This is a genomic window from Pseudomonas fulva (assembly GCF_023517795.1).
Taxonomy (GTDB): domain Bacteria; phylum Pseudomonadota; class Gammaproteobacteria; order Pseudomonadales; family Pseudomonadaceae; genus Aquipseudomonas; species Aquipseudomonas fulva_D.
On sequence record NZ_CP082928.1, the window covers coordinates 4,456,676 to 4,468,157 of the forward strand.

Sequence of the window (11,482 nt, forward strand, 5' to 3'; positions counted from 1 at the left end):
CTTTTGGGGTCAGGCGCCCTCGAAACCTTCCAGTACGTTCACCGCGTTGACGCCGATCTCCTCCACCGCATAACCGCCCTCCATCACGAACAGGGTGGGTTTGCCGAGGCGCGCGATGCGCTCGCCCATGCGCAGGTAGTCGGGGCTGTCGAGCTTGAACTGGGAAATCGGGTCTTCCTTGAAGGTGTCAACGCCCAGCGACACCACGATCACCTCGGGTGCGTACTCGGCGATCCGCGCGCAGGCCTCTTCCAGGGCGGCGCTCCAGCGATCCCAGCCACTGCCGGCGGCCAGCGGCAGGTTGAGGTTGAAGCCCTGGCCGGCACCTTCGCCGACCTCGTCGTGGTAACCGAGGAAGAACGGAAACTCGAAGGACGGGTCGCCATGGATCGAGGCCACCAGCACATCGCTGCGTGCGTAGAAGATCGACTGGGTGCCATTGCCGTGGTGGTAGTCCACGTCGAGAATCGCCACCCGCTTGCAGCCCCCGTCGAGAAACGCCTGGGTGGCGATGGCCGCGTTGTTCAGGTAGCAGTAGCCGCCCATCAGGTCGCCGGCGGCATGATGGCCTGGCGGGCGGCACAGGGCGAAGGCGCTGCTGGCACCGTCGCTGATCAGCGCCTGGCCGGTGAGGGCGACTTGGGCAGAACTCCAGGCCGCCTGCCAGGTGCCGGCAGTGATCGGCGCGCCGCCGTCGAAGCTGTAGTAACCCAGCTGGCCGAGCAGGGTGTCCGGCAGCACGCTGCGCAAGGTGCGTGCCGGCCAGGTGAAGGGCAGGATGTCGCCGTCGCGGCCCATGGCCGTCCAGCGCGCCCAGGCCCCCTCGAAGAAGCGCAGGTAATCGGCATCATGGATGCGTTCGATCGGCGCGCGGCCGAAGTCGCGCGGCGCGAGCACCTCACCGAGGCCTTGCTGGCGCACGCGCGCCAGCACATGGTCGGCCCGCGACGGCATCTCGAAACAGGGTTTGAGCTCCCCGTCGATGATTTCACAGCGACCGTGGTGCAGGTGATGGTCATCGCTATAGATCGTGCGCATGCTTGGCCCTCCGCTTGTGGTAGCTGCATTCTTGGTCGCTCTCGGGCGGCAGGGAAATGAGCGGAGCGGCCAAAAAGGGATAGATGTGGCCACCAGATGGTGCTCCGCCGAACCGCATCGGTGCGCCTGGCCGACAGGCTGACGGCGACTTCGAGCGCCGCCGTCAAGCCAGGGCGGGGCGCCGATAGCGGCTTGGCGAGGTGCCGCTCCAGCGCTGGAAGGCGTGGCGAAAACTGGCCGTCTCGCTGTAGCCCAGGGCTTCGGCGATGCGCGCGATGGGCAGGCGCTCCTCGCCGAGCAGGCGCCGCGCCTGCTCGAAGCGCAGCTCGTCGAGCAGGCTCTGGTAGCTGGTGCCCACTTCCTGCAACTGACGGCGCAGGGTGCGCGAGGAACAGCGCAGCTGGCGCGCCAGGCCATCGAGCCCCGGCGACTCGGGCAATTGACTGGCGAGCAACTGGCGCACGCGGCTGATCAGCGCCTGGTGGGAGAGGAACTCACGGTTCAACTGGTGGCAGCGTTGCAGGGTGTCGCGGTGGGTCACCGGATCGGCCAGGGGCAGGCGCCGGTCCAGCCACTGGCTGTCGAAAACGATCACGTTGTCGGCGGCATTGAATTGCACCGGGCAGTCGAAATCCCGGCGGTACTGGCGCTGGTAGCGGGGCGCCTTGTGGGTGAAACGAGCCCTCGCCAGTGGCAAGGGGCGGCCGAGCAGGTCGTCGCAGATCAGCTTCAGGGAGGCCAGGCAGAACTCGGTATTGAAGGTGGACAGTTCTGCGGCGTCGCGGTAATCGCGGGCTTCGATCCATGCCTGCGCACCATCGCGGCGCAGCTGCAGCGTGAACAGGGTGCCCAGCAAGGCGGGAAAGCTGAACGCCACCTCCAGCGCCTCACCCAGGCTCGCTGCCGACAGCAGGCTGAAACCCAGCAGCCCGTAGGACGACACATGCATGCGCCGGCCCAGCAGCAGGCCGAGATCCTGGCAGCGGGCCGTGGCGTTGCGAAAGACCTGGCGTTCCTGGGCAATGCTGATGCGCATCTCCGGGCGCTGCAGGTCGGCCGGGGCGATGCCGCTACCGGCCAGCAGTTCGTCGATGCAGGTGCCGTCCTGGCAGAGCGTATCCAGGGCCAGCACCACGGCATGAAGGGTGGTCAGGTGGGAGTGCTGCATGGGGGCACGCCTTCTCGCAACGGGTCCCAGAGTCAGGCAATAAGCATGCCCGTGCCCGGCGTCGCCCGCGCTGGCGTTTCGCTGGGCAACGCGGCGCGCGGATGTAGGAGAAGGTAACGCCGGGTCAGCCTGTAACCGCTGTCGAGCGCAACCGTACCCAGGGCACTTGCCGGCTGTCGCTGCGCTCGACCCCGGCTACAGCGCCACGAACAGCAGGAAGGTGCCGAGGATCAGGCGGTAGATCACGTACGGCAGCATGCCGATGCGATCCAGCGCGGCCAGGAACAGCTTGATGCACAGGAACGCCGAGACGAACGACAGGCCGATGCCCCAGGCCATGTCGCCCCAATGGGCTCCATCGCCCTGTTCGATCAGGTGCACGGTCTTCAGGCTGCCGGCGGCGAGAATCAGCGGTATCGACAGCAGGAAGGAAAAGCTCGCCGCGCTCTTGCGGTCGAAGCCGAGCATCAGCGCCGCGGTCATGGTGATGCCCGAGCGCGAGGTGCCGGGAATCAGCGCGAGCATCTGCGCCAGGCCGATCAGCAGGGCGTGGCGCCAGGTCATGCGGCTCATGTCGGCGTCGCGGCTGCCGTTCACGTCGGCCCACCAGAGCACCAGGCCGAAGACGATGGTGGTGGTGCCGATCACCAGCATGGAACGGGTGTACTGCTCGATCAGCGATTCGAACACCAGCCCGGCCACCGCAGCCGGAACGGTAGCCAGGATGATCATCCAGCCCATGCGGCTTTCCGGGCTGGCGCGGCGCTGCAGCACATGGCCCAGCCAGCCGCTGACGATGGCGGCGATCTGCTGGCGAAAGGCGAGCACCACGGCCATCAGGGTGCCGACATGCACGGCGACGTCGAAGGCCTGGCCCTGGTCAGGCCAGCCCAGCAGTTGCGAGGGCAGGATCAGGTGGGCGGAGGAGGAGACGGGGATGAATTCGGTAACGCCCTGGATGAGCGAAAGAACGAGCAGGTGTAGCCAGTCCATGGGGTTCCTTAGTGAGGCGCTGACGGATGCGAACTGCGGGTATGACCCGGCGAGGGCGGATTTTCTCCCTCGCAACCTGTCGGTAAGCTGACACACATGCACACAATTTCGTGGCCAGGCCCGATTCGGCTGCGTCGCAGCGCTGCCCTCGGGCCACGAATTTGCTATCGTGAGCGCCCCGCGGGCCAAGCGCACCGCGGCTCCGTAGACCTCCGAGAACTCCCTCCATGCAATCTGCAGCCTCGTCGGCACCCGGCCGGCCCCTGACTCGTAGCGATTACAAGACCTTGTCCCTGTCCGCACTCGGCGGCGCCCTGGAATTCTACGATTTCATCATTTACGTGTTCTTCGCCACCATCGTCGGCAAGCTGTTCTTCCCGCCGGACATGCCCGACTGGCTGCGTATGCTGCAGACCTTCGGCATCTTCGCCGCCGGCTACCTGGCACGCCCCCTGGGCGGCATCATCATGGCGCACTTCGGCGACCTGATCGGCCGCAAGCGCATGTTCACCCTGAGCATCCTGATGATGGCGGTGCCGACCCTGATCATGGGCCTGCTGCCCACCTACGCGCAGATCGGCATCCTCGCGCCGTTGATGCTGCTGCTGATGCGCATCATCCAGGGTGCGGCGATCGGCGGCGAAGTACCGGGCGCCTGGGTGTTCGTCTCCGAGCACGTGCCGGCGCGGCATATCGGCTACGCCTGCGGCACGCTGACCTGCGGCCTGACCACCGGCATCCTGCTCGGCTCGCTGATGGCCACGCTGATCAATAGCGTGTTCACCGCCGAGCAGGTGCTGGACTGGGCCTGGCGTGTGCCGTTCCTGATCGGCGGGGTGTTCGGTCTGTTCGCCATGTACCTGCGCCAGTGGCTGCACGAAACCCCGGTGTTCACCGAGATGCAGCAGCGCAAGGCGCTGGCCGCGGAGCTGCCGCTGAAAACCGTGGTGCGCGACCACCGCGGCAGCGTGGCGATTTCCGCACTGCTGACCTGGCTGCTGTCGGCCGGCATCGTGGTGGCGATCCTGATGACGCCGACCTTCCTGCAGACCCTCTACGGCTTCGATGCAGTCACCTCGCTGAAGGCCAACAGCCTGGCCATCGTCATGCTCAGCATCGGCTGCATCGTCAGCGGCGCCCTGTGCGACCGTATCGGTGCCGGCCGGGTGCTGGTGGTCGGCTGCACGGCGCTGGCGGTCTGTGCCTGGCTGTTCTACAGCGGCCTGCACGCCAATCCGCAATGGCTGTTCCCGCTGTATGCGCTGGTCGGCCTGTTCGTCGGCACCATCGGCGCGGTGCCCTTCGTGATGGTGCATGCCTTCCCGGCGCCGGTGCGCTTCAGCGGCCTGTCGTTCTCCTACAACATGTCCTATGCGGTGTTCGGCGGCCTGACCCCGGTGGCCGTGTCGCTGCTGGTCAAGTGGAGCCCGCTGGGCCCGGCGTACTACCTGATCGCCCTGTGCGGCGTGGGCGTGATCATCGGCCTGACGTTACTGCGCAAGGGGCGTTGAGTAGCTGACTGCTTCGCACCAGCCGGCCGAGCCGGTATGGTGCGAGCACGTTCACAACGCGATGGAGAAGCCCATGAGCCTTTACGGCGATTACGATTCGCAGAACATCTTCGCCAAGATCATTCGCGGCGAGATGCCTTGCTACAAGCTGTACGAAGACGACGACGTGCTGGTGTTCCTGGATCTGTTCCCGCAGTCCTTCGGCCATACCCTGGTGATCCCCAAGCGCGCCGAAGCCCGCAACCTGCTGGAGATCGACGCGGACAACCTGACCAAGCTGACCCTGGCGGTGCAGAAGGTCGCCCGCGTACTGGCCGACGAGTTGCAGCCCGATGGCGTGCAGATCGCCCAGTTCAACGGTGCGCCTGCCGGGCAGACGGTGTTCCATATCCATATGCACGTGATTCCGCGTTTCAGCGAGCAGGGGCTGCACGCCCACGCCAGTGGCAAGGCCGACCCGGCCGAACTGGAAAAGCTGCAGGCCAGGCTGGTGAAGCGCTTCCAGAGCGCCTGAGCGGATTGGCCCAGTGGGGGCAGACCATACGCGCGAAAAAAATCGCGGGCATGGCCCGCTCCCACGCGCATTCATCTCTACGCTGAACCTGCTGACGCAAAATGCCTACTCGCCCCAGATTATGTGGGAGCGCGCCATGCGCGCGAAAAACCTTGGGCATAAACTAGGCGTTCCCGCCTGCTCACCACAGCGCGGTGGCTGAGTGTTTTTCGGATGGGCAAGGCGCTTAGCCACGACACCCATCGCTCCTGATCAGCAGCGAAGGCTGAATCACTACCCGCTATCACGCGCGCCGTTTCAGGCACTGGCTCAGCCATTCATAGCCGCTGACCAGCAGGATGCCGCACAGCACCAGCAGGGCACCGAGGATGAAGTTGGCCTCCAGCGGCTCGCCCAGCAGCACCACGCCGAACAGGATGCCGAACATCGGCGTCATGAACGACAACACCCCCAGGCGTGACGCCAGGTAGTTGCGCAGCAGCCAGAACCAGGCCAGGAAGCTGGCGAACGACACCAGCAACGCCTGGAAGATCAGCCCGCCGACGGCGATAGGCGTGGGATTGAAACGCAGCTGGTCGGTCACCGCGCAGGCCAGGATCAGCAGCACGAAGCCGCCCAGCAACTGGTAGAACAGCGTCTGGGTGACCGGCGCGTTGGACAGCCGTGAAGCGCGCACCACCACGGTGGTCGCGCCCCAGGCCATGGCACCGAGCAGGCCGAGGACGTCGCCATACAGCTGGCGGCCGGCATCCGCCGTTTCCACACCGCCGGAACGCCCGGCGAACGACACCACGATGCCCATGAAGGCAATGCCGATACCCAGCCACTGCAGGGGCCGCAGGCGTTCGGCAGGCAGCCGCCAGTGCAGCCCCAGCGCCGCGAAGATCGGCGCCGTGTAGAGAAAGATCACCATGTGCGAAGCGCTGGTGTGGCGCAGCCCCTCGCCAACCAGCATGAACTCCAGGGCGAACAGGAAACCGACCACCAGCCCAGGCCGCCAATTGCCGGTACGCACCCCCAGCCCGTCACGTCGCCATAGCATCAACAGGGCCACCAGCAGCGCGGCGATACCCGAGCGCAGAGCCAGCATCAGCACCGGTGCCACATCGTCGGCGGCGGCCTTGAGCACTACCTGCTGCATGCCCCAGATCATGCACAGGCCAACCATCAGGCCGCCGGCCAGGCCATCGATGTTCTTGCGCGTGTCCATGGGGGTCGCTCGTTGAGATGTGGGGCGCCATTATGGTGCTGCCGCCTTGCGCAAGCCAGCGCGCCCAGGGCGATGGATTTATTGCACGCTTATGGCAATGTGCTTGTCTGTGAGCAGAGCCTGTTGCTCGACATCCCGTGACTCTCCGGAGAGACCCCATGCGTCTGACCTATGCCGTACTGCCCCTGCTGCTCCTGGCCGGTTGCTCGTCCTATCAGGCCGACCCCGACAAGGTCACCGACATCCCGACCGAGCGCCTGCGTGCCTATCAGGCGCCGGTACAGGGCGGCGGCGAAGTGCTGGTCACCCGTGATCTGGGGCTGATGGGCGGCGGCTGCTACGTGGCCGTACTGATCGACCGCAAGCTGGCGGCGCGTATCGCCGTCGGTGAACAGGGCCGCTTCCAGGTGCCGGCGGGCAATCGCATCGTCGGCATCGCCGCCGACAGCGAAGACCAGACCCTGTGCGGCAAGGGCCGCCTCAATCGCGAGGTGCTTGTGAAGGTCGAGGCGGGCGGTGTCACCAATCTGCGTATCGTCAGCCAGAACCGTGGCGGCTTCGACATTCTTCCCGAATAGGCAAGGTAGAATCGTCCTTCACTCGATACCGCACAGGATGTGCCCGTGAAGGATCTACCCATCGCAATCGTCGGCGCCGGCACCGCAGGGTTGGCCAGCGCCATTCTGCTGGCCCGCCAGGGCTGGCCGGTTACTCTCTACGAACGCGTTGCCGAGCTGCAGCCGGTGGGCGCCGGCATCCTGCTGCAGCCCTCGGGGCTGGCGGCGCTGCGCCACCTGGGACTGCTCGATGAATGCACCGCGCTTGGCGCGCCGGTCAGCCGCCTGTTCGGCACCTCGGCCTGCGCCCGGCGGGTGATTCTCGACACCCGCTATGCCCACTGGCAGGCCGATTCCTTCGGCCTCGGCATTCACCGCGGGGTGTTGATGACCGCCTTGCTCGGTGCGGCACGTGCAGCCGGGGTGACCATCCGTACCGGCGTATCGATTTCGCGCTTCGTGCAGGCGCCCACCCATGTGCGTCTGCTTACCGACGATGGTCAGGGCAACGAGTCGGTGCTGGGCGAACACGGAGCGCTGATCCTGGCCGACGGCACCCGCTCGCAGCTGCGTGCGCAGATGCAGGTGCGCCAGGTGGTCAAGGCCTACCCCTGGGGCGCGTTGTGGAGCATCGTGCCGACCCCGGAGGGCGCCGACTCCACCGACCTGCGCCAGTGGTACCGCGGCTGCTCGCAGATGTTCGGCATCATGCCGACCGGCGTGACCCACAGCCAGCGGCAAACCAAGCTGAGCAGCCTGTTCTGGAGCCTGCCGATAGTCAATCACGCTGCCTGGCAGCAGGCGGGCCTGGAGGCCTGGAAGGATTCGGTGCGCAAGCTGGCAGGCGAGCCGGCCGACGCCTTTCTGCGCGCCATCGAGTCGCCGGAGCAGCTGATGCTGGCGAGCTACGCCGACGTGCGCATGCACCAATGGCATGACCGCCGGGTGCTGGCTATCGGTGACTGCGCCCATGCCATGAGCCCGCAGCTGGGGCAGGGCGCCAACATGGCCCTGGTCGACGCCGTGGCGCTGGCCGATGCCCTGGGTACTTGCGGCATCGGCCAGGCTGCCGATCCTGCTGCCTGCTTCGCCGCCTATGGCGCGGTGCGCGGTGCTCACCTGGGTTATTACCGCCAGGCCAGCCGCCTGCTGACGCCGTTGTTCCAGTCGCACAGCAGCGTGCTGGCGGTGCTGCGCGACAGCGCGCTGTTCGTGGCGCGGCATCTGCCTCTGGGCCGCCAGCATGCCGTGACCACCCTGGTTGGCGCGCGTACCGGCTGGCTGTTCTCGGGCAAGGGTGCGGCGCCGCTGCATGCCTGGCGCAAGCCAGCTCCGGCAGAGCCGGTGCTGGAAGCGACTTCGGCCTAAGCGGTGGCCCGGGTCTTCTGCACGTGCCAAGCCCAGAGGAACACCAGGAGGCCGGCTACTGCGGTCGCCGCGCCGATATAGCCGGTCGAGGTCCAGCCGAACCCGGCGCTGATCGCCAGGCCACCGAGCCACGGGCCCAGGGCATTGGCGATGTTGAAGGCGGCATGGTTGGACGCCGCGGCGAGCGTCTGGGCGCCGGTGGCCACGTCCATCAGGTGGGTCTGCAAGGCTGGTGACAGGGCGGCGATGGTGCCCAGGGCGAGAATCGCCGGCAGCACCGTCCACAGCGAGTGGGTGGCGGTCGGCAGCACCAGCAGTACCAGCGCGCTCCACAGCAGGATCCAGGCCACCGACTTGAAGCGCAGGCGGTCGAACAGCCAGCCGCCGGCCATGTTGCCGAGAATGCAGCCGACACCGAATATCGCCATGGCCACCGGAATCATCCCCGGGCTGACCCGGGTGACTTCCAGCAGGGTTGGCGCCATGTAGCTGAACACGCAGAACATGCCGGCAAAGCCGATCGAGCCGATGCCCAGTGCCAGCCAGATCGGTGCGCGATTGAAGGCGCGCAGCTCGTTGATCGGGCTGCTGCGCACTTCGCTGCGGTCCAGCGGCAGGAGCAGGGCAATCATCGCCACGGTGGCCAGCGCAATTACGCTGACCAGGGCGAAGGCGAAGCGCCAGCTGGCGCTCTGGCCCAGCCAGGTGGCCAAGGGGTTGCCGACCAGAATGGCCACGCTCAGGCCCATCAGTACCCGACTGACCGCCTTGGCGCGCTTGTGGGGCGGTGCCATGGAGGCTGCGACTAGCATGGCGATACCGAAATAGGCGCCATGGGGCAGCCCGGCAAAGAAGCGAAACACCAGCAGCGACAGGTAATCGGGCGCCAGGGCGCTGGCCAGGTTGCCCACGGCGAACACGCCCATCAGCAGCAACAGCAGGTGCTTGCGCAGCAGGCGCGAGCCCAGCAGGGCGAGGATCGGCGCGCCGACCACCACGCCCAGGGCGTAGCTGCTGATCACATGGCCGACCTGGGGTTCGCTGACGCCCAGATCCTGAGCCACGTTGGGCATCAGGCCCATGATGGAGAATTCGCTGGTGCCGATGGCGAAGCCGCCCAGGGCCAGGGCCAGTTCGATCAACAGGATCGCCCCGGCGCTCAGGCGCGGGGCGGCGTGGGCGGCGTGGGCGGAGCCACTCATGGTTTACCTCATCGGGGGCGACGGATCAGGCGGGGCATTATTCACGCATTGGCAGGCCGAGAAAACCTCGTTGGCCTGCCCGGCATTCAGCGATAGCGCTGCAGGATGGCAGTGAACTCGCCGTTTTCCTGCATTCGCCGCATCGCCTCGAGCACTGCCTGGGTCGGTAGGTCGGGCGCGTCGCGCACCAGACACGCCACCTCGTCGCGCGTCAGCTCGTGGACTTCGTGAAGCTTGTCGGCCTCGCTGCGGCCTCGATTGAACCACAGCAGCGCCAGTTCGTTGCTGATTGCATAATCGTAACGTCCGGCTGCCAGCTTGCGCAGTACCAGACCCTGGGTTCGCGCATCGTTGCGCCGCAGCTGGCCATTGTCGAACAGGGCGTTTAGGGTCGGGTAGTTGAAGCCCAGTACGGTGCCGATGGACTGCCCGGCGAGGCCCTCGGGGGCGACCGGTTGCGCGGAGCGGCTGACCAGCAGGTCGCGCTGCACCATGAACGGGGCGCTCCACAGGTATCCGGGATAGCTGTCGGTCAGCCAGTCCGGATTGACGTAGCAGCGCACGTCGATCTCCCCGTTCAGCAGCGCGCGGTGCACGCGCATGCGCGGCAGCACCAGCAGCCGGGCCTGGCGGCCGACCTTGTCGGCGAGGCTCATGGAGAGATCACGGAGTATGCCGTCGACTGCCTGGCCATCGCGGATCTGCACCATCGGCATGACACCGCTCTCGATGATGGAAAACCGCAACGGATCTTCCTCGGCCAGGGCGGTGCCGCTCATCAGGGCAAGCGGCAAGGTGAGCCAATACGCCAGATGGCAGCGAACCAGGCGGGAAAAGGTGGTGTCGCACACAGAAGTGGTCTGAAATCTGGTCATCGGTCGCTCGCGTATGCTGAACGTTCGCCCATTGCAGAGCACGAAATTTTCAGATTACTGTTTTAAAAGGCTTTTTATGTGGTTCGATTGACTCGGCTTATTGGTTTGATGCTTTCAATCAATGGGCTCTTTGGTCCACATGGGGCTACTATCCCTCCTGTAAATTTTTCAACCCTCGAAGGAGTTCACAGATGTCTTTGATTAACACTCAAGTTCAGCCGTTCAAGGTCAATGCCTTCCACAATGGCAAATTCATCGAAGTCACCGAAGAAAGCCTGAAAGGCAAGTGGTCGGTACTGATCTTCATGCCGGCAGCCTTCACCTTCAACTGCCCGACCGAGATCGAAGACGCCGCCAACAACTACGAAGCCTTCCAGAAGGCCGGTGCCGAAGTGTACATCGTTACCACCGACACCCACTTCTCCCACAAGGTATGGCACGAAACTTCGCCAGCCGTTGGCAAGGCTCGCTTCCCGCTGATCGGCGACCCGACTCACCAGCTGACCAACGCTTTCGGCGTGCACATCGCTGAAGAAGGTCTGGCACTGCGCGGCACCTTCGTGATCAACCCGGAAGGCCAGATCAAGACCGTCGAAATCCACTCCAACGAGATCGCTCGTGACGTGGCCGAGACTCTGCGCAAGCTGCAAGCCGCTCAGTACACCGCTGCCCACCCGGGTGAAGTGTGCCCAGCCAAGTGGAAAGAAGGCGCTCAGACTCTGGCTCCTTCCCTGGACCTGGTCGGCAAGATCTAAAAACGGCCGGGAAACTACTGCGCGTCGTCGATGCGGCGTTGAAACCAGGCTCGGGCTCGTCATTTACAGCTCGTAAACTCCTCGCCCGAGCCTGATTTACTCGCTGGCGCTCGCCCTTCGGGCCAGCCTTTGGCTGTTACTCCCGATGGTCGTTGCGCCTTGCCTCGACACCGCTCGCTACGTTTCCCAATCCGTTTTCCGCGCTGACCAATCATCCGCTGATTCTGGAAGCGCGCCCGAACGCCCGGGCGTAACCCGTCCGGGCGTTTTATTGCCCGAATTTCGTCATTG

At 65.5% G+C, this 11,482-nt stretch carries 11 protein-coding genes; 5 read left to right on the forward strand and 6 right to left on the reverse strand.

What is annotated here, in order from left to right; genetic code table 11:
* Positions 1–9: 9 nt before the first annotated feature.
* From K8U54_RS20525 to K8U54_RS20535, 3 genes are all read right to left on the reverse strand, one after another.
* On the reverse strand, positions 10–1,038 hold the full coding sequence (locus tag K8U54_RS20525) for a histone deacetylase family protein (protein WP_249907532.1): 1,029 nt from the start codon (positions 1,036–1,038) through the stop codon (positions 10–12).
* A 163-nt stretch (positions 1,039–1,201) separates the two neighbouring features.
* A complete protein-coding gene (locus K8U54_RS20530) occupies positions 1,202–2,206 on the reverse strand; it encodes an AraC family transcriptional regulator (protein WP_249907533.1) in 1,005 nt (334 codons plus the stop codon).
* Positions 2,207–2,401: 195 nt separating this feature from the next.
* Entirely contained in the window at positions 2,402–3,199 is a 798-nt protein-coding gene (locus K8U54_RS20535; RefSeq protein WP_249907534.1) for an undecaprenyl-diphosphate phosphatase, read from the reverse strand.
* Between the two features lie 227 nt (positions 3,200–3,426).
* On the opposite strand from K8U54_RS20535, the gene K8U54_RS20540 reads away from it, so the two are divergent.
* Together K8U54_RS20540 and K8U54_RS20545 are read left to right on the forward strand one after the other, a co-directional pair.
* Positions 3,427–4,710 (forward strand): MFS transporter, encoded by a 1,284-nt coding sequence (locus tag K8U54_RS20540; protein ID WP_249907535.1) that lies wholly within the window; start codon positions 3,427–3,429, stop codon positions 4,708–4,710.
* A gap of 73 nt (positions 4,711–4,783) precedes the next feature.
* On the forward strand, positions 4,784–5,224 hold the full coding sequence (locus K8U54_RS20545) for an HIT family protein (protein ID WP_249907536.1): 441 nt from the start codon (positions 4,784–4,786) through the stop codon (positions 5,222–5,224).
* A gap of 283 nt (positions 5,225–5,507) precedes the next feature.
* On the opposite strand, the gene K8U54_RS20550 is transcribed toward K8U54_RS20545, so the two are convergent.
* Entirely contained in the window at positions 5,508–6,434 is a 927-nt protein-coding gene (locus K8U54_RS20550; RefSeq protein WP_249907537.1) for a DMT family transporter, read from the reverse strand.
* A gap of 158 nt (positions 6,435–6,592) precedes the next feature.
* Between K8U54_RS20550 and K8U54_RS20555 the strand changes: the two genes are divergently transcribed.
* Both K8U54_RS20555 and K8U54_RS20560 read left to right on the forward strand, forming a co-directional pair.
* Positions 6,593–7,012 (forward strand): 3-isopropylmalate dehydratase, encoded by a 420-nt coding sequence (locus K8U54_RS20555; protein WP_249907538.1) that lies wholly within the window; start codon positions 6,593–6,595, stop codon positions 7,010–7,012.
* Between the two features lie 45 nt (positions 7,013–7,057).
* The gene (locus tag K8U54_RS20560) at positions 7,058–8,359 is read left to right on the forward strand and encodes an FAD-dependent oxidoreductase (RefSeq protein ID WP_249907539.1); all 1,302 of its coding nucleotides are present in this window, start codon (positions 7,058–7,060) and stop codon (positions 8,357–8,359) included.
* Here K8U54_RS20560 and K8U54_RS20565 read toward each other — a convergent pair.
* On the reverse strand, positions 8,356–9,561 hold the full coding sequence (locus K8U54_RS20565) for an MFS transporter (RefSeq protein WP_249907540.1): 1,206 nt from the start codon (positions 9,559–9,561) through the stop codon (positions 8,356–8,358). The genes K8U54_RS20560 and K8U54_RS20565 overlap by 4 nt on opposite strands.
* 86 nt (positions 9,562–9,647) lie before the next feature.
* The gene (locus K8U54_RS20570) at positions 9,648–10,436 is read right to left on the reverse strand and encodes a substrate-binding periplasmic protein (protein WP_249907541.1); all 789 of its coding nucleotides are present in this window, start codon (positions 10,434–10,436) and stop codon (positions 9,648–9,650) included.
* Between the two features lie 191 nt (positions 10,437–10,627).
* On the opposite strand from K8U54_RS20570, the gene ahpC reads away from it, so the two are divergent.
* Complete coding sequence (ahpC, locus tag K8U54_RS20575; RefSeq protein WP_042552238.1) at positions 10,628–11,191, forward strand: alkyl hydroperoxide reductase subunit C; 564 nt, start codon at positions 10,628–10,630, stop codon at positions 11,189–11,191.
* The last annotated feature ends 291 nt before the right edge of the window (positions 11,192–11,482 follow it).